This is a genomic window from Pseudoalteromonas distincta (genome assembly GCF_005877035.1).
Classification (GTDB): domain Bacteria; phylum Pseudomonadota; class Gammaproteobacteria; order Enterobacterales; family Alteromonadaceae; genus Pseudoalteromonas; species Pseudoalteromonas distincta.
In genome coordinates this window covers 627,571-652,335 of sequence record NZ_CP040558.1, presented here as the reverse complement: position 1 = coordinate 652,335, position 24,765 = coordinate 627,571, and the positions used below count along the sequence as shown (strand labels likewise).

Annotated in this window: 20 protein-coding genes; 2 read left to right on the top strand and 18 right to left on the bottom strand. The window is 39.5% G+C overall.

What is annotated here, in order from left to right:
- Window positions 1–10: 10 nt before the first annotated feature.
- The 5 genes from FFU37_RS02905 to rppH form a co-directional block, all read right to left on the bottom strand.
- A complete protein-coding gene (locus FFU37_RS02905; protein ID WP_138488673.1) occupies window positions 11–862 on the bottom strand; it encodes a thymidylate synthase in 852 nt (283 codons plus the stop codon).
- A 10-nt stretch (window positions 863–872) separates the two neighbouring features.
- Window positions 873–1,676 carry a prolipoprotein diacylglyceryl transferase gene (gene lgt, locus FFU37_RS02900; protein ID WP_039484768.1) on the bottom strand — a complete coding sequence of 268 codons (804 nt, stop codon included), beginning with the start codon at window positions 1,674–1,676 and terminating at the stop codon, window positions 873–875.
- A gap of 13 nt (window positions 1,677–1,689) precedes the next feature.
- Entirely contained in the window at window positions 1,690–2,499 is an 810-nt protein-coding gene (locus tag FFU37_RS02895; protein WP_002958702.1) for a sulfite exporter TauE/SafE family protein, read from the bottom strand.
- A gap of 90 nt (window positions 2,500–2,589) precedes the next feature.
- Entirely contained in the window at window positions 2,590–4,854 is a 2,265-nt protein-coding gene (gene ptsP / locus FFU37_RS02890) for a phosphoenolpyruvate--protein phosphotransferase (protein WP_002958703.1), read from the bottom strand.
- A gap of 30 nt (window positions 4,855–4,884) precedes the next feature.
- Window positions 4,885–5,403 (bottom strand): RNA pyrophosphohydrolase, encoded by a 519-nt coding sequence (gene rppH, locus FFU37_RS02885; RefSeq protein ID WP_002958704.1) that lies wholly within the window; start codon window positions 5,401–5,403, stop codon window positions 4,885–4,887.
- A gap of 530 nt (window positions 5,404–5,933) precedes the next feature.
- Between rppH and mutH the strand changes: the two genes are divergently transcribed.
- Window positions 5,934–6,605 carry a DNA mismatch repair endonuclease MutH gene (gene mutH / locus FFU37_RS02880; RefSeq protein ID WP_138488672.1) on the top strand — a complete coding sequence of 224 codons (672 nt, stop codon included), beginning with the start codon at window positions 5,934–5,936 and terminating at the stop codon, window positions 6,603–6,605.
- Window positions 6,606–6,797: 192 nt separating this feature from the next.
- Here mutH and eno read toward each other — a convergent pair whose 3' ends face one another.
- From eno to rlmD, 5 genes are all read right to left on the bottom strand, one after another.
- Window positions 6,798–8,096, bottom strand: coding sequence for a phosphopyruvate hydratase (eno, locus tag FFU37_RS02875; protein WP_002958706.1), 1,299 nt, complete (start codon window positions 8,094–8,096; stop codon window positions 6,798–6,800).
- A gap of 112 nt (window positions 8,097–8,208) precedes the next feature.
- Window positions 8,209–9,843, bottom strand: a complete 1,635-nt coding sequence (gene pyrG, locus FFU37_RS02870) for a CTP synthase (protein WP_033020682.1) — start codon at window positions 9,841–9,843, stop codon at window positions 8,209–8,211.
- 162 nt (window positions 9,844–10,005) lie between these two features.
- Window positions 10,006–10,803: a nucleoside triphosphate pyrophosphohydrolase gene (gene mazG, locus FFU37_RS02865; protein ID WP_138488671.1), complete on the bottom strand. Its 798-nt coding sequence runs from the start codon at window positions 10,801–10,803 to the stop codon at window positions 10,006–10,008.
- Between the two features lie 2 nt (window positions 10,804–10,805).
- Entirely contained in the window at window positions 10,806–12,962 is a 2,157-nt protein-coding gene (relA, locus tag FFU37_RS02860) for a GTP diphosphokinase (protein ID WP_138488670.1), read from the bottom strand.
- An 8-nt stretch (window positions 12,963–12,970) separates the two neighbouring features.
- A complete protein-coding gene (gene rlmD / locus FFU37_RS02855; protein WP_138488669.1) occupies window positions 12,971–14,296 on the bottom strand; it encodes a 23S rRNA (uracil(1939)-C(5))-methyltransferase RlmD in 1,326 nt (441 codons plus the stop codon).
- 109 nt (window positions 14,297–14,405) lie between these two features.
- Here rlmD and barA point away from each other — a divergent pair, with 109 nt between their 5' ends.
- Complete coding sequence (gene barA, locus FFU37_RS02850; protein WP_002958711.1) at window positions 14,406–17,180, top strand: two-component sensor histidine kinase BarA; 2,775 nt, start codon at window positions 14,406–14,408, stop codon at window positions 17,178–17,180.
- An 80-nt stretch (window positions 17,181–17,260) separates the two neighbouring features.
- Here barA and pdxJ read toward each other — a convergent pair whose 3' ends face one another.
- The 8 genes from pdxJ to FFU37_RS02810 all read right to left on the bottom strand — a co-directional run bounded on the left by pdxJ (window position 17,261) and on the right by FFU37_RS02810 (window position 24,765).
- A complete protein-coding gene (pdxJ, locus tag FFU37_RS02845) occupies window positions 17,261–17,992 on the bottom strand; it encodes a pyridoxine 5'-phosphate synthase (RefSeq protein WP_002958712.1) in 732 nt (243 codons plus the stop codon).
- 22 nt (window positions 17,993–18,014) lie between these two features.
- Window positions 18,015–18,707 carry a DNA repair protein RecO gene (gene recO, locus FFU37_RS02840; RefSeq protein ID WP_138488668.1) on the bottom strand — a complete coding sequence of 231 codons (693 nt, stop codon included), beginning with the start codon at window positions 18,705–18,707 and terminating at the stop codon, window positions 18,015–18,017.
- Window positions 18,708–18,727: 20 nt separating this feature from the next.
- Entirely contained in the window at window positions 18,728–19,660 is a 933-nt protein-coding gene (era, locus tag FFU37_RS02835; protein ID WP_002958714.1) for a GTPase Era, read from the bottom strand.
- Window positions 19,650–20,327, bottom strand: coding sequence for a ribonuclease III (rnc, locus tag FFU37_RS02830; protein ID WP_002958715.1), 678 nt, complete (start codon window positions 20,325–20,327; stop codon window positions 19,650–19,652). The genes era and rnc overlap by 11 nt, the downstream gene beginning before the upstream one ends.
- Window positions 20,328–20,329: 2 nt before the next feature.
- Complete coding sequence (gene lepB, locus FFU37_RS02825; RefSeq protein ID WP_002958716.1) at window positions 20,330–21,265, bottom strand: signal peptidase I; 936 nt, start codon at window positions 21,263–21,265, stop codon at window positions 20,330–20,332.
- A 16-nt stretch (window positions 21,266–21,281) separates the two neighbouring features.
- On the bottom strand, window positions 21,282–23,069 hold the full coding sequence (lepA, locus tag FFU37_RS02820; protein ID WP_002958717.1) for a translation elongation factor 4: 1,788 nt from the start codon (window positions 23,067–23,069) through the stop codon (window positions 21,282–21,284).
- A 275-nt stretch (window positions 23,070–23,344) separates the two neighbouring features.
- Window positions 23,345–23,794: a SoxR reducing system RseC family protein gene (locus FFU37_RS02815; protein WP_002958718.1), complete on the bottom strand. Its 450-nt coding sequence runs from the start codon at window positions 23,792–23,794 to the stop codon at window positions 23,345–23,347.
- A 20-nt stretch (window positions 23,795–23,814) separates the two neighbouring features.
- The gene (locus tag FFU37_RS02810) at window positions 23,815–24,765 is read right to left on the bottom strand and encodes a MucB/RseB C-terminal domain-containing protein (protein ID WP_002958719.1); all 951 of its coding nucleotides are present in this window, start codon (window positions 24,763–24,765) and stop codon (window positions 23,815–23,817) included.

Sequence of the window (24,765 nt, the reverse complement as noted above, 5' to 3'; positions counted from 1 at the left end):
TAATCTTTTATTATACTGAAAATGGATATTGAATCGCTTCGTGGCATTGATAGCCTGTTACTTCAAAGTCGTCTCGTGTTACCCACGTTTCTATGTCTTCTAATGATTTAATTTCTGGATTAATTTTTAACTGAGGTGATGCAAATGGCTTACGCGTTAACTGCACATCACGCATCAGCTCAAGTTGGTTTTCGTAAATATGTGCATTAGCAATTTTATGATACGCCTTACCCGCTTTGTGGCCGGTAATTTGAGCCACTAGCGCAAGCAACACAAAACACTGAATTTGATTAAAATTAAGGCCAAGTGGCACATCACAGCTTCGCTGGTATGACGTTAAATATAGCGTATCACCAAGTAAGGAGAAAGTGTGTGTATGCATACACGGGCGCAGGCAACCAAGCTCAAACTCACCTGGATTATAAAACGTGATTATTTCACCACGGTCATCAATGCCATTTTTTAAGTTATTAATAACTTTGGAAAGCTGATCAAGCGTTGAGCCATCTGGTCGTTGCCAACCACGACCTTGTACGCCGTAAACACGCCCCATGTCATCCTCACCTTTACGGTTAGGATTATTAAGCCATGCATTGTTATCGTTTGCGTTAGCATCCCACGTTTTACAGCCAATTTCACGAAATTGCGCAGCGCTGTCGTACCCGCGTAAATAGCCTAGCAATTCAGCAATCGCTGCTTTGTAGTAACTTTTGCGTGTAGTGATCATCGGAAACTGATTATTAGCCACATCGTATTCTAAATCAGCATTGATAACGGTTAAACAACGCGTACCTGTACGTTTATTTTCGACCCACTGCCCTTCGTCAACAATACGCTGACATAATTCTAAATATTGTTTCATGCTTTTCTTATTATGCCTTAGCTGGTGTAACGTGTTGTGGTTTCTTATATGCCCAAATTAACAAGCCTAAACCACCCACTATCATAGGTAACGAAAGTATTTGTCCCATTGAAATAAAGTCTGCAAATAAACCTAATTGTGCATCAGGTTGGCGGAAATATTCAATACAGAATCTAAACACGCCATAGCCTAATAAAAATACACCGGCTACACTGCCTGCTGGGCGTGGCTTTTTAATAAACCATTGCAGGATTAAAAACAGCACTAGGCCTTCAAAAAATGCTTCGTATAATTGCGATGGGTGACGCGCAAGCGGACCGCCCGTTGGAAATACCATTGCCCATGGCACGTCGGTAACTCGGCCCCATAATTCACCGTTTATAAAGTTACCAATACGTCCAGCTAAAAGCCCTACAGGAACCAGTGGTGCAACAAAGTCGCCCACTTGAAGAAGCGACTTTTTACGCGTCCACGAAAAAATTGCGACGGCAGTTATAACGCCAAGTGTTCCACCATGAAACGACATACCGCCCTGGTCTATTCTAAATAAATACAGTGGGTTTTCTATAAAGTAACTAAACTGGTAAAACAATACGTAGCCAATACGCCCGCCTAGTATTACCCCTAACATGCCGTAAAACAGTAAATCGCTTACTTGCTCTTTAGTCCAACCCGAATTTGGCTTTGATGCTTGACGATTTGCAAACCACATCGCAAATGCAAAACCTATTAAATACATTAAGCCATACCAACGTACGCTTAGCGGTCCAACAGAAAAAATAATTGGATCAATTTGAGGAAACTCAAGTGCCATAAAAAATAAACCTTTAGCTAAAAACCATTTTAATTGCGATAACTACAAGCAGCACCGCGAAAACTTTTTTAATTGTATTAACAGGTAAATAGTGAGTTGCTTTGGCGCCAATAGGCGCAACAAACCACGAGGTAATAACAATTCCAAATAATGCAGGTAAATAAACAAACCCAGCAAAACCATGCTCTAAATCGGTAACATGCCAACCTGCGCTGATGTAACCAATAGAGCCAAATAATGCTATAACAATTCCGCACGCGGCTGCGCAGCCAATTGCTTTTTTTATATCAACCGAGAAATAATTAAGCATAGGTACTATTAAAGCACCACCGCCAATACCAATTAAACCTGATAATCCGCCCATTATCGCAGAAAATCCACCTAAAATAGGACCTGCCGGTAACGGTTTATCTGACATCGGTTTATTACGCGCGGATAGCACCATTCTTGCTGCAATAAATACAACACTTATAGCAAACACTGTACGCAATATTTGTTCAGGGATTAAACTTGCTGCAAAGCCACTAATAAGTGCACCTAAAGCCACGCCCGACATAACCCATGGGGCTATATCCCAAGGCACGTTATCATTTTTATGATGAGCCAGCGCTGAAGACGTTGAAGTAAATAAAATAGAAGCGAGTGAGGTTGCAATAGCAATTACTAATACATGATCAGCTGACGTTACATTAAATGAGAGTAGCAGAGTGCTTAGAACTGGAACGATAATTAAACCGCCACCAATGCCTAGTAACCCAGCTAAAAACCCAACAATACAGCCTAGTAGTGCGCAGCTTGCGACTAACAAACCTAAGTCATACATAGTAATCTCAAATACCCTTTTAAGGTTTATATATTAAAGGATTATAAAACTAATAGCATCTGTGTATTGCAATTAATTAGGCGTATAAGCTTATTTAGGAGTGTAAAACAAATCACCTAATTTATGCTCTAGCATAAAGCTTCGCGTTAAACGTAGTACTTGTTTGGCTGTAGATTGCGCTAAGCATTCACTTAATAGTTGTTCCATGTCACTAACATTTAAACGCCTAAGTACCCATTTAACTTTATTAAGCGATGATAAATTCATACTAAGGCGCCTGTAACCCATGGCAATAAGCAAAATAGCCCCTTCAGGATCGCCGCCTAGTTCACCACACAAACTAAATGGCAGTTCATATTGCTCACATTCACGCGCTACTTTATTTAGTACCCTGAGTACGCCCGGATGATAAGGGTTAAAAAGTTCGGCAACTCGTGCATTAGCCCTGTCTACTGCTAATAAATACTGTGTTAAATCGTTACTACCTACTGAGCAAAAATCGACTTTTTTTGACCACTCTGGAAGCATAAATACACTTGAAGGTACCTCTAGCATTATACCTATGTCGGGTCTTTCTATGGTTTGCTCTGGGTATTTTTCACTTAACTCAAAATAAGCCTGTTCAAATAACGCAAGTGACTCATCAACTTCTTCAGTGCCGCTGATCATAGGGAGCATTATTTTTAAATTACCCAAACCAATGTTTGCTTTAAGCATCGCTTTTAGTTGATCTAAAAATAACTCTGGATGATCAAGGCTAATACGAATGCCACGCCAACCTAAAAATGGGTTTTCTTCGGTAATGTTAAAGTAATCGAGTACCTTATCGCCACCTATGTCTAATGTTCGCATAACCACAGGATTAGGATGATAGCTAGTTAGTACTTCTCGGTACCAATTTTCTTGCTCTGATTGCGAAGGAAACTGACCTTTTTGCATAAACCACGCTTCGGTTCGATAAAGCCCTACACCGTCACAAATATGCGCGCTACTTTGCTCGGTATTAAGCTCAAGGCCTGCGTTTAATAATAAGCTAACATGTTCACCGTCAAGCGTAATTGATTCTGAGTCTTGCTCTGCTAAAAAGCGGTTATTAAGTAGGTTATCTTGATGCTGTAACTCTGTGTATTCATCCATCAACATTTGCGAAGGCGATATATATAAACGCCCAGCAAATGCATCTAAAATCATCGGTTTGCCATTAAACTGCAGTAAAGGTAAATCTTCTATACCCCAAATGGCAGGGATCCCCATCGCACGCGTTAATATAGAAGCATGGCTATTTGCAGAGCCATTTACGCTTACAACACCAGTTAAGTGACCTTTTGGCACCTCAGCAAGCATCGCAGGTGTTAAGGTATTAGCAATTAAAATAGTATTGGCCGGATAATTTTTAACAGCATGCTCGGTATTTACAAGATGATGTAATACACGAAGGCCAATATCTTTAACATCAACAGCACGCTCTTTTATATAAGGGTCTTGCATGGCATTAAATTGAGATATTAAACGCTCTATTACAATTTTTAGGGCGCTTTTAGCACACCAGCCTTCTTGTAATTGCATTTCAACATTATGCCCTAAACTTTTAGCGTCAAGCAGTTGTTGATACACATCAAATACCGCAAGAGCTTCGTGCGGAATAGAATCGCTTAGCGTCATAGATAGGGTATTAAATTCTTTGCGCGTTGCAGCTACAGCTTGTGTAAATAAACGGCGCTGCTCAGTAACGTCACTGTCTTTTAAAAGCTCAATAGATTTAAAATCGAGTTTTGGTAATACTACAAATGCTTGCCCTATACCTATTCCAGGCGCGCTCGATACGCCTTTTAAAACAGACGTTTGATGAGATGACTCATCTTGGCGGAGTATTTCTTTAATCTCAGCATGCGCTAACTGTGAAGCAAGCTGGGCAGAAAGCGTTATTAAAAACGACTCTTCGTCTTGGCTAAATACACGTGCCATTTTTTGTTGAACAACAATAACACCCAGTACTTTTTTTTGATGAACAACGGGTACAGATAAAAAAGCGTTGTAGCCTTCTTCATTTACTTCGGGGGAAAGCTTAAAACGAGGATGCGATTTAGCAAATGCAATATTAATAGGCTCTTCGCGTTGCGCTACTAGGCCAACCAAACCTTCGGTAAAACCAATTCTAAACTTACCTACCGCATCGGGGTTTAGTCCTTCGGTTGCCATAAGCACAAAATTGTCTTGGCTGTAATCTGCAAAATAAATGGAGCAGCACTGGGTTTTCATGGCATCTTTAACCATTTGCACAAAGCACACTAATGCGCTGTCTAAATTCGCTTGTCGCGATACAGACTCCGCAATAGATCTCAGTGTAGCCAGCATACCCTGCTCCTTTATTGTATCGAGAAATTACTACCTTTTACTTCGCCAATGATCTTTATGTTGTTCTCTCTTATTAAAAGGCATAGCGAAAGGAGCAAACTCTTTCATTACTCGTCGATAAACATCCCGTTTAAACGATACAACCTGTCGTACAGGATACCAATAACTTACCCAGCGCCAATCATCAAACTCTGGATGATGGGTTTTAAGTAAATTTACATCTTCGTCTTTACAGCGTAATTTTAGTAAAAACCATTTTTGTTTTTGCCCAATACACACCGGACTAGAGTCTCGGCGGATTAATCGTTTGGGTAATTTATAGCGTAACCAATGTTTTGAGCTTGCGACTATTTCTACATCTTCTGGTCGCAACCCTACTTCTTCGTGTAATTCACGGTACATGGTTTGTTCTGCAGTTTCGCCATCATCAACACCACCTTGGGGAAATTGCCAAGAGTGTTGACCATAACGTCTGGCCCAAAAAACCTGTCCCTGATTATTGCAAATCACAATTCCGACATTGGCACGAAAACCTTCGGCATCAATCACCTTAGTGCCTCATTTGTAAGTCGATTTTTAATGATTGTTCCACATTAGCCGCAATACGGCAAATACTATTATACCCAAGCCAATTAGTGAGCTAAGTTTGAGCTTTTAGTATGTTGATAAATTAATAGAGAATAGGTAAATATTTAGAAAATAACTCAGCAAAGCTATTGCGGTTCTTGTTTTCCTCTAGTTACTCACAGTTTGTGCATAACTTTTGTAAAACACGCTCATTTTGCAAACAAATCCACAATATTAGATCTTAAAACTTAGCTTCTCCACAGATTCTGTGGATAAACATGTTTATATAGTTGTATTTATCCTTACAACTTTTAAATGGCTTAATCAAAACTGAACGTGAACATTTAAAAAAACCTGCAGAGTCAGTAACTTAAAGTAAAGTAGCTTAATTTCAATATGTGCAAAATTAACACAAACAACAGGCGGGCAAAAAACGTACAACCCTAAAGATATCCACGGCTTAGCCTATTTGCTATCATGGCTATGGTATTTATACAACCGAAATTAAGAATATGCGACCTACAAAACCACACTCAATAAACGACTTAATACAACGCGTTAACAGTATTGCCGGATTAACACTTGGGCAACTTGCAAACCAGTACCATTTTAAAACACCTGATGATTTACTACGTGAAAAAGGCTGGACTGGGCAACTCATTGAATACGTACTAGGCGCTACTGCAGGCTCAAAACCCCTCCCCGATTTTGAAGATTTAGGAATTGAGCTAAAAACACTGCCTATTTCTTATAAAGGTAGGCCACTGGAAACTACGTTTGTATCGGTTACACCTTTAATGAACGTGACGGGAATGACGTGGCATACCAGCTCTGTGCGTAAAAAACTAAATCATGTTTTATGGCTGCCAATTTTAAGCGAACGTGATATTGCGCCGTTTGACAGAACCATCGGCAGCGGCTTTTTGTGGCAGCCTTCACCTGAACAAGACGCTTTGTTACAACGCGACTGGGAAGAGCAAATGGAGCTAATTGCGCTAGGTAGAGTCGACGAAATATCAGGCCATTTAGGCGATGCTATGCAAATACGCCCTAAAGCTGCTCATAGTAAAATAGTCACTGATGCTATTGGCCCAAATGGGCAAATAATTAAAACCCTACCCCGTGGTTTTTATTTAAAAACCAGTTTTACAGGTGATATTTTAAAGCAGCAGTTTCAGCTATGAGTGCGTAAGAAATTAAAGTATGAATAAAGCGTTATACTTTTGTGTACCACTCTTTAGTGCTGCGTACATCAACAAGCTTAAAGCCTACAATTTATTTTCATCTCTTTGGAAAAAGTATCAGGCATAAAAAATCCCCGCATAGGCGAGGATTTTATCATCTAAATTAAAAGTTAGATTCTATATTAAATAGAATTACTGACCTTTAACTTCTTTAAGACCGTTGTACGGTGCTTTATCACCTAATTGCTCTTCAATACGTAGCAATTGGTTGTACTTTGCAACACGGTCAGAACGGCTCAGTGAACCTGTTTTGATTTGACCTGCAGCAGTACCCACTGCTAAATCAGCAATTGTTGAATCTTCAGTTTCACCAGAACGGTGAGAAATAACAACAGTAAAACCAGCATCTTTAGCCATTTTGATTGCAGCTAAAGTTTCAGTTAAAGAACCGATTTGGTTAAACTTAATTAAGATTGAGTTAGCAATACCGTTGTCGATACCACGTTTTAAAATCTTCGTGTTAGTTACAAATAAATCATCACCTACTAATTGGATTTTATCACCCATTAGTTTAGTTTGGTGTGCAAAGCCATCCCAATCAGACTCATCAAGACCATCTTCAATAGAAACGATTGGGTACTGATTAGTAAGATCTTGTAAGAAGAAGTTAAATTCTTCAGAAGTGAATTTTTTACCTTCACCTTTAAGATCGTAGATGTTTGCTTCTTTGTCGTAAAACTCAGATGCAGCACAATCCATCGCTAAAGTAATATCTTTACCTAGCTCGTAACCTGCGTTTGCAACAGCAACTTTGATTGCAGCAAGAGCCGCTTCGTTAGATGCAAGGTTAGGTGCAAAACCACCTTCATCGCCAACCGCTGTTGAGTGACCATCAGCTTTAAGCACTTTAGCAAGGCTGTGGAATACTTCAGCACCCATACGTAGGCCTTCGCGGAAGTTTTTAGCGCCAACAGGTTGGATCATGAATTCTTGAATATCTACAGAGTTATCTGCGTGCTCACCACCATTGATGATGTTCATCATTGGAAGTGGCATAGAGTAAACACCTGGTGTGCCATTTAAGTCAGCAATATGTTCATAAAGCTCAACTTTTTTAGACTGTGCAGCTGCTTTCGCAGTTGCTAGTGATACAGCTAAGATTGCGTTTGCACCTAATTTTTCTTTATTTTCGGTACCATCTAAATCTAGCATCACTTTATCAACAGCGTTTTGATCTAATGCATTTTGACCAGCTAAAGCATCAGCAATTTCTTTATTAATATAACCAACTGCTTTTAATACGCCTTTACCTAAGTAACGTGATTTATCACCGTCGCGTAACTCTAATGCTTCACGAGTACCAGTAGATGCGCCTGAAGGTGCTGCTGCACGACCCCAAGAACCATCTGCTAAATGTACGTCTGCTTCAACAGTTGGGTTACCACGCGAGTCCATAATTTCGCGACCGATTACTTTTACGATTTCTGACATCTTGATTCCTCTATATTCCCAAAATGGTGAGTTCAGCTAACTTTACTACGTTTTATATAGCTTAGTCAGCCCTTAAAACAAAAAAGCCGTGCAATATGCACGGCTTTTAAAATTACGAATTCGCTTTTTGGTGGATGTGCGCAGCTGCTACAAACCCTTCAAATAACGGATGACCATCACGTGGCGTTGACGTGAATTCCGGGTGGAACTGCGCGGCAATAAACCATGGGTGATCTTTATTTTCGATAATTTCTACCAGTTTTTTATCTTCTGATAAACCAGTAAAGCTTAAGCCTGCTTTTTCAAGTATTTCTACGAAGTTATTATTTACTTCGTAGCGATGACGATGACGTTCAACAATTTCGTCGCTGCCATATACTCCATGTACTTTAGAACCAGGCGTTAAATGACATTTTTGTGCGCCTAAACGCATAGTGCCACCTAAATCAGATTTTTCGCTACGTGTTTCAACATTACCTTCAGCATCTAGCCATTCAGTAATTAAGCCAACTACCGGTGCTTCTGAATTTGCATTAAATTCTGTAGAGTTTGCATCCGTTAAACCTGCAACATTACGTGCATATTCAATTAATGCTACTTGCATCCCTAAACAAATACCTAAGTATGGTACTTTATTTTCACGTGCATATTTAGCTGCTAAAATTTTGCCTTCAACGCCACGTCCGCCAAATCCACCCGGTACTAAAATAGCATCTAAGTGTGAAAGTAATTCAACACCTTTGCTTTCTAAGTCTTGTGAATCTACGTATTCAATGTTGATTGTTAGGCGGTTTTTAAGACCCGCATGCTTTAATGCTTCGTTAACCGATTTGTACGCATCTGGTAATTCAATATATTTACCAACCATACCAATGGTCACTTCACCCGTTGGGTTAGACTCTTGATAAAGTACTTGTTCCCACTCAGCTAAATCAGCTTCTGGTGGATCTAAGTGAAAACGACGACATACAAAGTTATCTAATTCTTGTGTTTTTAATAACGCAGGAATTTTATAAATGCTGTCTACATCGGGTAGTGAAATAACCGCTTTTTCTTCTACGTTTGTGAATAATGAGATTTTTGCACGCTCATTATTAGGTAGTTTACGGTCTGAACGACAAATAAGAATATCTGGTTGAATACCTACTGAGCGTAACTCTTTAACAGAGTGCTGAGTTGGTTTCGTTTTAACTTCACCGGCAGGGCCTAAAAATGGCACTAGCGTTAAGTGAATAAATAGCGCGCGTTCGCGGCCAATTTCAGTTCCCATCTGACGAATTGCTTCAATAAACGGTTGTGATTCAATATCACCTACAGTGCCGCCAATTTCTACAATAGCAATATCATAACCTTCAGCACCGTCGTATACACGTTGCTTAATATCGTTAGTGATATGTGGAATAACCTGAATAGTAGCACCTAGGTATTCACCACGGCGCTCACGACGTAATACGTCTTCATATACACGGCCTTGTGTGAAGTTATTACGACTAGTCATTTTGGTACGAATAAAACGCTCGTAGTGACCTAAATCAAGGTCAGTTTCTGCGCCGTCTTCTGTAACGTAAACTTCACCGTGTTGAATTGGGCTCATTGTGCCTGGGTCAACGTTGATGTAAGGATCCAGCTTTAAAATGGTAACATTTAAACCACGGGCTTCTAAAATAGCGGCCAGTGAAGCTGCGGCAATACCTTTACCCAACGAAGAAACAACTCCGCCAGTAACGAAGATAAATTTTGTACTCATGCGAACCCTAGAATATCAGGAATTAAAAGGAATATAACACCCAAAGAAGAGCCTAAGGGTATATCATCAAGACGGGGCGAAATTGTACCAAAACACTGCTTATCAATCCAGCTAAAATTAGCTAATACGCGCACAAAAAATGTGCACTATTTAACATTAAGCCTATTTTACTTTTTTAATCGCATCCCACGCACTATCCATCTCTTCAAAGGTTGCTGTATCTAAGCTTTTACCTTGCGCATGCAAATAAGCGTTTACCTTTTCAAAACGCGCTGAAAACTTATCATTAGCGCTACGAAGCAATTGTTCGGGATCTCGTTTAACATGGCGTACAACATTAACAGTGGCAAAAAGTAAGTCGCCGAGTTCTTCCGCTGTATGATCAGATAGCGGGTCTTGCTCAATCGCTTCTTTTACTTCAAGCACTTCTTCACTCACTTTATCTAGTGCACCATGATACGTTGGCCAATCAAAGCCAAGGGAAGCCACGCGTTGTTGAATTTTTTTGGCTTTGCTTAAGCTTGGCATATTGCCAGGGATATCTTGCCAAAAAGAAGGGGATTCGGTTTGCGCTTTAGCACTTCGCTCCTGTGCTTTGATTGCTTGCCACTGCTGCGATAATTGATCGTCTGTTAACTCTTTTTTTTCACCAAACACATGCGGATGACGACGGGTAAGCTTATCGTTTAATTGCTCTACTAGATCATTAAAATCAAATAGATTTTGCTCTTGTGCAAGTTGCGCATAAAAAACTATTTGAAATAGCAAATCACCCAATTCACCTTTAAGCTCATCTAAGTTGCCAGATTCAATACAGTCGGCAACTTCGTACGCTTCTTCTAGCGTATGCGGCACAATAGATTTAAAATCTTGCTTGAGATCCCACGGACAACCGCTCTTGGGATCTCGCAGCGTTTTCATTATGCTAAGAAGTTGTGTAAGCGCTGTATTATCATTCATGATTAATGACCACGCTTGGCATCATGTACACCTTCAATTTGGTGTAATTTAGAAAGAACACGGTTAGTCCCCGATAAGTCATGTACTTCTATTTGCATTGTAAATATAGCTAACTGATTATCTTCAACCGTATTTACGTTCATGTTTAAAACATTTACTTTTTCGTTAGCAAGTACTGAGCTTATATCGCGTATCAGCCCTGAACGATCGGTGGCTTCTATTTTAATACTTAGTGCGTACGAGCCGTTAATATCATCAGACCAACTTACCGAAATAACACGCTCAGGATGCTGGTTTTTTAAGTTATTAAACGAATCACAGTCTTCCTTATGAACACCTATTCCTCGACCTTGCGTTATATAACCTATTATTTCATCGCCAGGTACTGGGCGACAGCACTTGGCTACATGGCTCATTAAGCTGCCAACACCATCAACCACAATGCCGTTTTTATCACCAGTTACTTTACTTGGTGCTTTAATGCGAATAACCGGCTCATCTTCTGTCCGATCACTTACAAAGTTAAGCATTTGATTGAGGCGAACATCGCCCGCACCAATCGCAACCATTAAGTCATCAAGTTCTTTAAAGTTAAAACGCTTGATGGCTGGCTCTAAATCTTTGTATGTTAAATTGAGCTTTTGTAATTCACTGTCGAGAATTTCTTTCCCCGCACTTAAGTTTTTGTCGCGGTCGAGCTGTTTAAACCAGTGATGGATTTTAGCTCTAGCACGGGATGATTTAATGTATCCTAATGACGGGTTTAACCAATCACGACTTGGATTTGGTTGTTTTTGGGTCAGTATTTCTACCTGATCCCCTGTTGTAAGTTGATGCGTAAACGGCACTATTTTGCCGAATATTTTTGCACCAATACAACGATGCCCCACATTTGAGTGAATGTAGTAAGCAAAATCAAGCGGTGTAGCGCCAAGTGGTAAATCGATAATATCGCCGCTTGGGGTAAATATGTATACGCGATCTTCTACTACTTGGTTTTTAAGCTCTTCTGCTAAATCGCCACCATCAACCACTTCTTCTTGCCATTGGAGTAGCTTACGCAACCAGCTGATTTTTTGCTCATAACCCGAGCCGCGCCCTGGTAATGCACCTTCTTTGTACATCCAGTGTGCAGCCACTCCTAACTCAGCATCTTGATGCATGTCGCTGGTACGAATTTGTATCTCTACCGTTTTACCTTCAGGTCCAAATACCACGGTATGAATTGACTGATAGCCGTTTTGCTTTGGGGTTGCTACATAGTCGTCAAACTCTTTATTAAGATGACGCCAATTGGTGTGCACAATACCAAGCGCACCGTAGCAGTCTTGCAGGCGTTCAACGACGATACGCATAGCCCGAATATCAAAAAGCTGATCAAACTCGTAGTTTTTTTGCTGCATTTTTTTATAAATGCTGTAAATGTGCTTAGGACGACCATAAACTTGGGCTTCTATGCCTGCTTCACTTAAACGGCTTTTTACTTGCTCAACCATATCTTCCATGTAGGCTTCGCGTGTAAGGCGTTTGTCGTCAAGTTGTTTGGCTATGCTTTTATAGGTGCCTGGGTGCAAATATCTAAACGATAAATCTTCTAGTTCCCATTTTAATTGCCCAATTCCTAATCTGTTTGCCAATGGTGCAAAAATATCAGCCGTTTCTTTAGCGGCAATGACGCGGTCTTCTTCATCCGCATTTTTTACATTGCGTAAATGACATACCTGCTCTGCAAGCTTAATGACCACGGCGCGCACATCTTCAACCATGGTTAATAACATTTTTCGAATATTATCAACTTGCATAGTGCCTTTACCTTGATGCGATAAAGTACTAATAGTGGCCATTTGTGCAACCCCAGTTAGCAGCATGGCAATGTTATTCCCAAGCTGCTCTTCGATGGTTTCAAGCGATATTAAGTCGTTTAAAAAATACGGGGTTAAATACGCAGTAGCTAACGATTCGGGGTCGAGATTTAGCTCAGCTAAAATTTCAACCATTTCGATTGCAGTAGTTTGCCTGCTTTCACTATCACATTTAACGCAGAGCGCTTGGGCTTTAGTAAGTAGCTCTGTTTTTTCTTCAGACAAGGCAAGAAATGAAAGCCGAGTGCTAAAATCTGTTGTCTCATCTTGTTGATGTGATTGTCGTGTAGCTACCATAATGCGTTCTACCTCCGTTGAAATAACGCCATAGTTTCAATATGCCCTGTATGAGGAAACATATTCATTAGCCCAATTTTATTAAGATCAAAGCCAGCTTGTGAAATAATTGCGCTGTCACGGGCTAAAGTAACAGGGTCACAAGAGACATATAAAATAGTTTTAAACTGCTTTAAAGGTAATTGCTCTAATACAGCCATAGCACCAGTCCTAGAAGGATCGAGCACAAGCACATCTAAGTTTTTGCTAAACCATGGGGCGCTCTGTATGCTTTGGGTTAAATCAAAGCAATGAAACTGCGCATTGGTAATAGAGTTAGTTTGCGCATTTTGAGCAGCCATTGCAACCGCTGAAGTCACACCTTCTACACCAATTACAGATTTTGCTTGTTTTGCTAACACTAATGAGAAATTACCAATCCCACAAAATAAATCCAATAAATTTTCATCACCTTTTAAATCAAGCCAATTTGCAGCTTGCTTTAACATAGCTTCGTTAACTTGTGCATTTACCTGAATAAAATTACCTAAACCAAATTCAAATTTTAGATCAAATTCTTTAAGATAATAAAATGGCATGGCTAAGTGTGAATGTTCTATTGCATCGCTCTCGCTTTGCCATACAATTTCAAACTGCTGGCTTTTTGTTATGTGCTCAACCAAAGCCTTTGTATCATCATTAATTGCTTTAGTGTGACGAATAACAACAAAGTTTTGTTTATCACTTTGGCATAACTGTAAATGGCTTATACTGTGCAGTGCTTTGTGTTGATTAATTAAATCATCAAAAAGTGTAAAAACATCTGTAAATACTTCATCAAGTACTGCACATTTATTAATACTCACAATATTTTTTGAGCCACTTGCTCTGTAACCCACGCGCATTTTTTTAGCTGCTTTATCAAACATAACGGCTATGCGAGCGCTGCGTCTGTAATGCACAGGTTTACTTAATAATGGGGTTTGCCAGTTTAAGCTGTTTAATTTAGCAAACTTACTAAATAACTGAGTAACTGCAGTTTGTTTTTCTACAACTTGTTGGCTTACTTCTAAATGCTGTAATTGGCAACCACCACACTGATTATAGTGCTCACAAAAAGCATCTACTCTTGATTCACTCGCTTGAATAACTTTAATTACTTTTGCACTGCTGTATTTAGCTTTATCTTCGACGAGTGTTGCTTTGACTGTTTCGTTTGGTAATGCACCGCTTACAAAACATACTTTATTGTTATGTTTAGCAATGCCACGCCCTTGATGATCCATTCCCGTTATAGTTAATTCTAGTGTTTGTTGCTTTAACGGTTTTTTTTTCGCTTTAAAAATTTGCGCCATTAGGCATTACCTTAACTTTATTTATGAAGCACCTATATTTAGATGCTTTAGAATGCGTGTTGAACCGTATATACTCAAGTCATACTAATAACGATAAAACGCTCTCATTATGACCAAATTAGGCTTACGCGATTCTGTTTTAACACTGACCCTGATCCCAACGGTGATCATAGGATTACTACTTGGTGGCTATTTTACAATAAATCGTTACATTGAGCTTGATGAAATTTTATATCAGCAAGGCACTACTATTTCTGAGCCCCTTGCTATTGCGCTTGAGCAACCCATGCTCGAAAAAAACAAACAGCTATTGAATCGCCTTATTAGCTACACACATAACAAGCACTCTCCTACAATTAAGTCGATTGCAATTTTTGATAAAAATAATGCGCTATTAATGACCAGTAATTATCACCGCTCATTTGAAAAGTTAATTAGTCAAAAAACGCTCATAAATTTAAAAACCACCCATGTGCAAAAGTCAGATGAGCTTGTTACATTTTTCACCCCCATTATTAACCATACAAGTCACGATTCTAAATGGGACCCGTCGGCTTTTCAGTCATCTCTGGGCACCGTTATTATACAGCTAAACAAAGACCAAGCTGTTATAGGGCAACAACGAGCGTTATTAATTAGCGGTATTGTGATTATTTTATCATTGGTGTTTGCAGCTATTTTAGCTTTAAGGTTAAGCCGCATGTTTATGACGCCGCTGAATAAGTTAGTACTTGCAACCGACAAGTTAGTTGAAGGTAAAAGAAGTACTGGCCTTAACGACAACATGATTGGTGAGTTTGAGTTACTTCGAGAAGGCTTAAACACCATTGCTCACACTATGGTGATGCAAAAAGATGAAATGCAAAAAAATATTGATCAAGCAACAAGCGACTACCGCGAAACACTAGAGCAATACGAAACGTCAAATATAGAGCTCTCGTTTGCAAAAAAAGAAGCGCAAGATGCTAACCGTGTAAAATCAGACTTTTTAGCTAAAATGAGTCACGAGCTTCGTACTCCGTTAAACGGTGTTATTGGATTTACACGCCAGCTTTATAAAACACCGCTGAATAAACATCAAAAAGATTACCTCGACACTATTATGCTCTCAGCAAATAGTTTAATGACTATTATTAGCGACATTCTAGACTTCTCCAAACTAGAAGCCGGGGCAATGGAGCTTGAGTCGATTCAGTTTCAACTTCGTGATGCTGTAAATGAAGTAATGACACTACTCGCTCCTAGCGCACACGATAAGCAATTAGAGCTATCCATTTACATTAACCAACAAGTACCGGATGACTTAACAGGCGATCCCACTCGCTTTAAACAAGTCTTAATAAACCTATTAAGTAATGCGATTAAATTTACCGAAAAAGGCTCTATTAAGGTCGACATAAGCCATCGGTTACTCGACGACGAACGCACTTCTTTACTTGTGTCAGTAACAGATACTGGCGTGGGTATACCTATGGATAAGCAAGACTCTTTATTCACTCCATTTGGGCAAGCAGACTCAAGCATTACACGTAAGTTTGGTGGTACAGGCCTTGGTCTTATTATTACCAAGCATATTGTTGAAGCAATGAGTGGCCGTATAACGTTAAATTCTGCGCCTGGTAACGGTACCTGCTTTACATTCAATAGTGTGTTTAGTTTGCCAAATCACGTATTTACAAATGACTTACCGACTAAATCGCTCATTGGTAAGCGTATCTTATATTTAGAGCCACATGAGCATACGCACCATGCCGTACTTTCGTTATTAACCCAGTGGGAATCAAACGTTACGGCATGCTTTAACGAAACTAGCTTTTTAGACGCTATAAAAAATACTGAACATAAATATGATGTTTGCTTAATTGGCCATATGGCATCAGTTGATGATATGCAGCAACTAAAAAGCTATGTAAAAGCCGTGCGTGAATCTACAGATTACTTATATTTAATGCTTAATACTGTATCGCACAATATGCGAGAAGCCTTTATAGGCAGCGGAGCTGATGCATGCTTAAGTAAACCACTTAATCACCGTAAGTTATGTGAAGTACTCGCAGCACCTTACAGGCTTGACCACCCTACTCATAATATTGAACAAAACGATCAAGCTCTACTGCCGTTAAAAGTATTGGTTGTTGATGATAACGATGCCAATTTAAAACTTCTTCATACTTTATTAAGTGAACAGATTGAAGTAATAGAAACGGCTCATAATGGTTCACAAGCATACAGCTTAAGTAAAAGTCATAAATACGACATAATTTTTATGGATATACAAATGCCAATTATGGACGGTATAACCGCATGTAAGCTTATACAAGAATCATCACTTAATGAAGATACACCCATTATCGCTGTAACGGCACACGCCCTTCAAAGCGAAAAAGAGCAACTGTTAAAAGATGGCTTTAAAGGCTATTTAACTAAGCCTATTGATGAAGATATGCTTAAACAAATTATTAGCGACCATAGTCCACAGACTCCTGTTAATCGTGACAAAGCTAAAACAGATACACCACAAAGTCCTGCACCATTTCAAAGTAGTCGAATTGATTGGGCACAAGCCCTGCAGCGTGCTGGCGGAAAGAGCGAGTTAGCGCTAGAGATGCTTAACATGCTACTTTTAAGTGTCCCTGAGACCCTTACATTACTTGCTAAAGCAATAGAGAGTAACGATTGCCAGCAAGTGTTAAGTATTGTTCATAAATTTCATGGTGCATGTTGTTACACTGGTGTACCTAAACTTAAATCACTCGCAGAAACAATTGAAACATCACTTAAAAATAAATGCTTGTTAGAGAATATTGAACCTGAATTATTTGAGTTACAGGACGAGCTTGAAAACCTACTTGCAGATGCAAGTGTGACCGAACTGCAAAGATAAGCTTAGAATTTTAGATACAAAAAACGCGGTATTTACCGCGTTTTTTAATTAAGCTTTTTAAATACTTATATTTGCTTATCTTACATTCTTGCTTCAATCATTAATCGTTTCATGTCTCGTACGGCTTTATCGAGCCCATCTATCGCTGCACGAGCAATAATAGCGTGGCCAATATTTAGCTCATAAATCTCAGGCATTGCAGCGATTGGTTTCACGTTATGATAATGAAGACCATGCCCAGCATTAACAATCAAACCTAAGCTTGCTGCGTATTTAACACCTTCACGAATGTGCTCTAACTCTTTGTGTAAATCAGTATCATTTGTTGCATCAGCGTACGCGCCTGTGTGTATTTCTACATAAGGAGCACCACATTCTTTGGCTGCATCTAACTGTGCTTTATCTGCATCAATAAATAGCGATACTTTAATACCCGCTTCGGTAAGCGTTTTTGTTGCTGCTTTAATTTTATCTATATTACCGGCTACGTCTAAGCCACCTTCGGTTGTTAATTCTTCGCGCTTTTCAGGTACTAAACACACGTACTCAGGTTTTACTTCAAGCGCTATTTTTATCATTTCATCGGTAACAGCGGTTTCAAGATTCATACGAGTTTGAATGGTTTTAGCCATTACATAAACGTCGCGATCTTGAATATGGCGTCTGTCTTCACGTAAGTGAATCGTAATACCGTCTGCGCCTGCATGCTCTGCTACACTGGCTGCATGAGCTGGATCAGGATAGCTTGTTCCACGCGCTTGGCGAAGTGTTGCAATATGATCTACGTTTACACCCAAAAGAATATCTTTCATTTTCTTACCTGTAAAATTACGTTTATTGAGAGGCCATAAATAGCTCGCGGCTTTTTAATGGTTTACTACCTAATAAGGGTTTTAATAAATAGCGACTTAATTGCTTTGCCATATATAGCACATCATTTTGGCTAAAGTCATGATTTGCTATGGCGTTGAGTTGTTTGCCACTAAATCCAGAACGTGTATCTTCTTGTACTAAAAAACCAAGTTCGGGGAAATAACTATACGTCTGCTTTTCATTTATTGGTTCACCACTGGCGTCAAAACTAAAATCCACGCCATAACCGAGTAATTCCAATAGTTGAAACTCGTATGAGCGAAGCACCTCTTGTAAATTAGCCCCGCTGTTTAGGTTTGATAGATGAGTTTTATATAGCTCAAATACTTGTTCAATTGGCTCGTTAACAGGAACGATACGATTAGTAAGCTCATTTAAATAAAAACCACAATAAAGCTCATCACCTTTTAAAAAGTGCGAGTTCCCATGCAATTCAAACTTATTGATATATTTTAAATCGTACTTGCCACTGTAATTAACAAGCAGTGCCTGAAACGGCTGAAGTTGTGCTTTATGTTTAGTGGCCTGGCGACCACTAATTCGGGCCAGCATTCTTAACTGACCAACGCCTTCTACAAGCATATCTAACATTACTTGGGAGTCACTATAAGGACGCCGATGTAATAAATACGCGGTGTAGAAGTCGCTATCCATTCACTAAGCTACTGCTTGGTTTAGTCTTCACTGTAACCTAAGCTTCTTAGTGCACGTTCATCGTCAGCCCAACCCGACTTAACTTTAACCCAAAGCTCTAAAAACACTTTGTTATCAAGCATTTCTTCTATGTCTTTACGGGCTTCACGGCCAATGGTTTTTAGCTTTTCGCCTTTATTACCAATAACCATGCGTTTTTGTGTTTCGCGCTCAACAAGAATCAACCCGTTGATATGCCAAATACCGTTGTCTTGCCATTTAAACTGCTCAATTTCAACAGTTACAGAATACGGCAATTCTTCGCCCATAAAACGCATTAGTTTTTCACGAATTACTTCAGCTGCCATAAAGCGCATTGAACGGTCAGTTACATAATCTTCCGGAAAGTAAAATTCGCAAGGAGGTAAGCGTTTAGTAACTTCTGCTTTGATTAAATCAACATTTTTACCTTGCGTTGCCGATACAGGCATAATTCCAACAAAATCAAACTTGTCACTTAACCACTTCATATGAGGCAACACAAGGTCACGGTCTTTAACTTGGTCTATTTTATTAATAACCAATAATACCGGCTTACCACTTTGCGATACTTTATTAAGTACCATGTCGTCATCGGCATTCCAATGAGTGCCCTCAACTACAAAAATAATAAGCTCAACATCACCAATAGAGCTAGACGCGGCACGGTTCATTAAACGGTTAATCGCACGTTTTTCTTCAACGTGTAGACCTGGTGTATCTATGTATACCGCTTGGTGTTTACCTTCGGTATGAATACCCATAATACGATGACGCGTGGTTTGTGGTTTACGTGAGGTAATACTCACTTTTTGCTCAATAATTTCATTAAGCAAAGTCGACTTACCTACGTTTGGGCGCCCTACAATAGCAACCATTCCACAAAACGTATCTACATCACCTTCATGAGGCTGTATTAGGGTATCAAGGTTCATTTTTAAGTATCTTCAATGCTTTTTCAGCAGCTTTTTGTTCGGCTTTACGGCGCGAGCTACCTACAGAAATTATGCTATCCATTCCATCAACAATACATTCGACCGTGAATGTTTGATTGTGTGCTTGGCCTTTGGTATCAACCACAGTGTAACCCGGTAAAGATAATTTACGGGCTTGTAAATACTCTTGCAGCAGGGTCTTCGGATCTTTTTGGTTAAGCCCTGGTGAAATAGCATCTAATCGTGATTCGTACCATGACAATATAAGATCGCCACAGCTATCAATACCTGAATCTAAAAATGCAGCGCCAATAATAGCTTCTACTGCATCAGCAAGCGTTGACTCGCGACGGAATCCGCCACTTTTAAGCTCGCCCGGCCCTAAGCGTAAATAATCGCCTAGGCCAAATTCAAGACCAAACTCGGCAAGTGTTTGACCACGCACAAGCGTTGAGCGCATGCGGCTTAAATCGCCTTCACGCGCTTTAGGAAATTTGGCATAAAGTGCATTGGCAATCACAAAGCTTAAAATAGAGTCGCCTAAAAATTCTAGTCGCTCATTATGCTGGCCTTTATGGCTGCGGTGCGTCATTGCTTGCTCAAGTAAACCTTGATCGGCAAATTCATAGCCAATTTTTTTATATAATTCTGTTACATTTTTTTTCATCGTTACTGAATATTACCTAGGCGCTCAAAGCGAACACCAGTTGGAACCCATCCTGGTAAAATATCATCAGGGCCATTCTCAAATTCAAAACTCATCCATATAAAGACAGCTTTACCCACCAAGTTTTCTTTTGGTACAAAGCCCCAAAAGCGACCATCTTGGCTGTTGTCGCGGTTATCACCCATCATAAAATAATGATCAGCAGGAACAGTCCATTCATCAGAAGGCGTGCCCGGTTGCTGGTAGTAACGCCCTTTTCTCTCAGGCGCTTGTGGGTTGATTAATATATCATGCGTAACTGTTGTTAAATTTTCATTTACACGAGCTAGAGGCATTGGGCCTTGTTTAAATTCGTTATCATTAATTAGTTTAAAATCAATTTTATTGAATTCATTACATAAAAGCTCACCCTGCTGGGTTTCGCCTTCTTTACAATTTGGCTGAATATATAAACGTTTATCGCGATAAACAATTTTATCGCCAGGTAAACCAATTGTACGTTTAATATAGTCAACATTTTCATCTAAAGGGTATTTAAAAACAACAATATCACCACGCTCAGGCTGCCCAATATCAACTAATTGAGTACGCCAAACAGGGTCTTTTATTCCATATGAATACTTTTGTACTAAAATAAAATCACCTACTAATAATGTAGGCATCATTGAACCGGATGGAATTTGAAACGGTTCAAAGATAAATGATCTAAAAATAGTAATTGCTGCAATCATCGGGAAAATCGACTTTGCTGTTTCTGTTAGCACTGGTTCTGGTGCAATTAATGCCGCAGTTTCTTCATCTAACGGAGCTCCAGCAGACGTTTGCGCTATCGCTAAGCGCTCCTGTCTTTTTGGGGCGTACATTAAGTGATCTATTAACCATATTAAACCTGAGCCTAAAGTTAATAACACCAATAAAACTGAAAAATAACCAGCCATTTATAATCCTTTGTTTTTATTTGCCAACTTTTAAAATAGCTAAAAACGCTTCTTGAGGCACTTCAACATTACCTACTTGCTTCATACGTTTTTTACCATCTTTTTGCTTTTTAAGTAGCTTTTTCTTACGACTCACATCACCGCCGTAACACTTAGCAATTACGTTTTTACGTAATTGTTTTACCGTAGTACGGGCAATAACATGTTGTCCGATAGCAGCTTGAATCGCTATATCAAACATTTGACGTGGGATAAGCTCTTTTAACGCATCAGCTAACTGGCGGCCACGAGACTGTGCACCATCTCTGTGAACAATTATCGCAAGTGCGTCAACGCGCTCACCATTGATTAAAATATCAACACGCACCATATCTGATGTTTGAAAGTGTTTAAAGTTATAATCAAGCGACGCAAAACCACGGCTAGTTGATTTTAATTTATCAAAGAAGTCCATCACCACTTCAGCCATAGGTAACTCGTACGTTACAGCTACTTGCTTTCCGTGATAAGTCATTTTTGTTTGGCTACCGCGTTTTTCAATACACAAAGTAATAACGTTACCTAGGTATTCTTGTGGTACCAAAATATTAGCTTCAACAATCGGCTCACGAATCTCTACAATATCGTTTACTGCAGGCAAATCAGATGGATTATCAATCTGAAATGTACCTTCTTTAGTAACTATCTCATAGATTACCGTAGGTGCTGTTGTAATTAAATCAATATCGTATTCACGCTCTAAACGCTCTTGAATGATTTCCATGTGTAGCATACCTAAAAAGCCACAGCGGAAACCAAAGCCTAGTGCAGTTGAATTCTCTGGTTCAAAGAATAACGACGCATCGTTTAAGCTTAATTTATTAAGTGCATCACGGAACGATTCATACTCATCTGATGCAATTGGGAACATACCCGCATAAACCTGAGGCTTAATTTTTTGAAAGCCAGGTAAGCGAAGTGGAGCTGCATTTTTTTGATGAGTAATAGTGTCACCTACTGGCGCACCATGTATCTCTTTAATACCAGCAATAACAAACCCTACTTCACCTGTTCTTAAAATACCGGTGTTGGTTTGCTTAGGAGTGAACACACCTACTTGGTCGGCAGTATGTATATGCTCGTTCGACATTATTTTTATTTTGTCGCCAGTGCGTAATTCACCGTGCTTAATACGCACTAGTGATACAACGCCTTGGTATGGGTCAAACCAAGAATCGATAATAAGTGCTTGTAAAGGTGCATCTTTGTCGCCTACTGGCGGCGGTACATCTTTAACAATCATTTCAAGAACTTCGGCAATACCTACACCTGTTTTAGCGCTACACTGCACTGCATCAAGGGCATCAATACCAATAATCTCTTCAATTTCTTCTGCAACACGTAAAGGATCCGCTTGCGGTAAATCGATTTTATTAAGTACTGGAATTACTTCTAATTCCATTTCAATAGCGGTGTAACAGTTAGCTAGTGTTTGTGCTTCAACGCCTTGGCCTGCATCAACAACAAGCAACGCGCCTTCACAAGCAGCTAAAGATCGTGAAACTTCATACGTAAAATCAACGTGTCCTGGAGTATCAATGAAATTAAGTTGGTAGGTTTCACCGTCGTTCGCTTTGTAATTCAACGTTACACTTTGCGCTTTAATGGTAATACCACGTTCGCGCTCAATATCCATTGAATCCAAAACTTGTTTTTGCATTTCACGGTCGGTTAAACCGCCACAAACTTGGATCAAACGATCTGAAAGGGTCGATTTACCATGGTCAATATGGGCGATGATCGAAAAATTACGGATATGCTTCATAAACTGGATTCTATACTTCTATTTTAATGGACTAAATATGAATACCTAAGTGACTTGAAAATACTTGCTTTAGGATGCCATAAGCTAAATTTGTATATAACAAACTGTACTTACGCTTTTTAAGATGGGTTATAACCATTTTATGTATTGAATAACAATAAGTTATATTTACTTAACTTAAATAATTCAGCCAGATAAAATAATTTAAAAAACCACGGTTCCCTGTATTTCCAAGTTACTTTGGTATAAAACGGCAATTTTACATTTAATTGGCGTCAATCACCATCTATTTGAGTTAAAGGGATACTAATTGGGTGAATTTTTATAACTTTTATATCGTGCTTTAGAGATTTCACGCGAGTTTTAGCTATAAAAAAGCCAGTAACGCCACCTATAGCAGCAGCTAAAATCTGCCAGCCTTCGGAAGTCATAAACAATTGCGCCGCAACAAATGCAAAAACAAGACTCAAAAGAAGCGGTAGCATGTAAACCGCAAAAGCATGCTTAACAACATGACTATCATCTAGTGACAAAGTGACCTTTTGCCCTATTTCTACAGAGGATTCAAATTTATAAGGAAAGGTTTTTTTTGCAGTACCAAATAATTTACTAAACACTTGTGAGCCGCAACGACCATTGCAGCCTTCACAAGCTTGTTTTTGCTGTGCTTCTAAATGAGCAATGTGGCCATCGAGGGCCACAACAGTGAGGGTTTGTTCAATCATAACAATCCTTACGGAATCGTCTATAGTGCGCGAGTAACTGACTCTGCAATCGCTTTTGCGGTCATACTCGGTACATTACCAACAACCGATACATCAAAATTACCGCCATTATGCACATATACTGTCGTTGCACCAGAAGTGAGTGCTCCACTTAAACGCTTACCTGGTAATGGGCGCTGAATAAATACAGAAACCTCAACAAAACCATCAGAGAACAAGTAATAATCAGTTAATTCGTTATTTAAATCGAGCTTATGTCTGTCTGATTTTAGCAACTCAAAGCCATCTGGTAACCAGCTGATTTTCCAGTTTGTGGCAGTACTATCTTCATTTATAAGTGCATCGTTTGGCAAAGGCGTTGGAAAGTTTCGATTGAGCACTTCAACTAGCATACCGGCTGGCTGCTCTGTCACACTAATGTGTGTAAGCTGTAACTGCTCCAAGGCTTCACCTTCATGGTTAACGTACGCGGCTTTTAGTAACAACGACGATTCCATATCCAGCCAAATCCAATAATTATATTTATACTCGTCTTTAGATTCAATGCGAACAAGTTGCGCTGCGCGCCCTGCAATACGCCCTTTTCCGCCTAGTACAAAATCATAGTGCGCACTTAAGCGATCTATATCTTTAAAAAGTACTTCAGGGATTGGACCTGCTATTGAATCTGTTTTTAGAGAATATGGTTCAGACTGAGGTTCAAAATAAGTTACTTGATTATCGATACGGACCATTTCAAGCCCAGCACCGTTAAGTAAACTTAAATGCTCAAGTTCGGTGTCACCTTGTAAAGCATGCACCCATCGGTAGGGTTCCATTGTTTTACCTTTGACAACCACAAACGAGGCGTCAAAATTACGGGTGTGAACGGCATTAGCCATTTTGAGTAATAAATCTTTGGCAGGATTTGTGTCGTTGGCAAATGCATTAAAGCTTACTACCAACGACAGAACAAAAGTGATTACTTTCAT

What these genes read in the sequence shown, in the direction of transcription:
- FFU37_RS02905 (WP_138488673.1), bottom strand. Translation starts at nt 862, where the DNA reads ATGAAACAATATTTAGAATTATGTCAGCGTATTGTTGACGAAGGGCAG.
- lgt (WP_039484768.1), bottom strand. Translation starts at nt 1,676, where the DNA reads ATGGCACTTGAGTTTCCTCAAATTGATCCAATTATTTTTTCTGTTGGA.
- FFU37_RS02895 (WP_002958702.1), bottom strand. Translation starts at nt 2,499, where the DNA reads ATGTATGACTTAGGTTTGTTAGTCGCAAGCTGCGCACTACTAGGCTGT.
- ptsP (WP_002958703.1), bottom strand. Translation starts at nt 4,854, where the DNA reads ATGCTGGCTACACTGAGATCTATTGCGGAGTCTGTATCGCGACAAGCG.
- mutH (WP_138488672.1), top strand. Translation starts at nt 5,934, where the DNA reads ATGCGACCTACAAAACCACACTCAATAAACGACTTAATACAACGCGTT.
- eno (WP_002958706.1), bottom strand. Translation starts at nt 8,096, where the DNA reads ATGTCAGAAATCGTAAAAGTAATCGGTCGCGAAATTATGGACTCGCGT.
- pyrG (WP_033020682.1), bottom strand. Translation starts at nt 9,843, where the DNA reads ATGAGTACAAAATTTATCTTCGTTACTGGCGGAGTTGTTTCTTCGTTG.
- mazG (WP_138488671.1), bottom strand. Translation starts at nt 10,803, where the DNA reads ATGAATGATAATACAGCGCTTACACAACTTCTTAGCATAATGAAAACG.
- relA (WP_138488670.1), bottom strand. Translation starts at nt 12,962, where the DNA reads ATGGTAGCTACACGACAATCACATCAACAAGATGAGACAACAGATTTT.
- rlmD (WP_138488669.1), bottom strand. Translation starts at nt 14,296, where the DNA reads ATGGCGCAAATTTTTAAAGCGAAAAAAAAACCGTTAAAGCAACAAACA.
- barA (WP_002958711.1), top strand. Translation starts at nt 14,406, where the DNA reads ATGACCAAATTAGGCTTACGCGATTCTGTTTTAACACTGACCCTGATC.
- pdxJ (WP_002958712.1), bottom strand. Translation starts at nt 17,992, where the DNA reads ATGAAAGATATTCTTTTGGGTGTAAACGTAGATCATATTGCAACACTT.
- recO (WP_138488668.1), bottom strand. Translation starts at nt 18,707, where the DNA reads ATGGATAGCGACTTCTACACCGCGTATTTATTACATCGGCGTCCTTAT.
- era (WP_002958714.1), bottom strand. Translation starts at nt 19,660, where the DNA reads ATGAACCTTGATACCCTAATACAGCCTCATGAAGGTGATGTAGATACG.
- rnc (WP_002958715.1), bottom strand. Translation starts at nt 20,327, where the DNA reads ATGAAAAAAAATGTAACAGAATTATATAAAAAAATTGGCTATGAATTT.
- lepB (WP_002958716.1), bottom strand. Translation starts at nt 21,265, where the DNA reads ATGGCTGGTTATTTTTCAGTTTTATTGGTGTTATTAACTTTAGGCTCA.
- lepA (WP_002958717.1), bottom strand. Translation starts at nt 23,069, where the DNA reads ATGAAGCATATCCGTAATTTTTCGATCATCGCCCATATTGACCATGGT.
- FFU37_RS02815 (WP_002958718.1), bottom strand. Translation starts at nt 23,794, where the DNA reads ATGATTGAACAAACCCTCACTGTTGTGGCCCTCGATGGCCACATTGCT.
- FFU37_RS02810 (WP_002958719.1), bottom strand. Translation starts at nt 24,765, where the DNA reads ATGAAAGTAATCACTTTTGTTCTGTCGTTGGTAGTAAGCTTTAATGCA.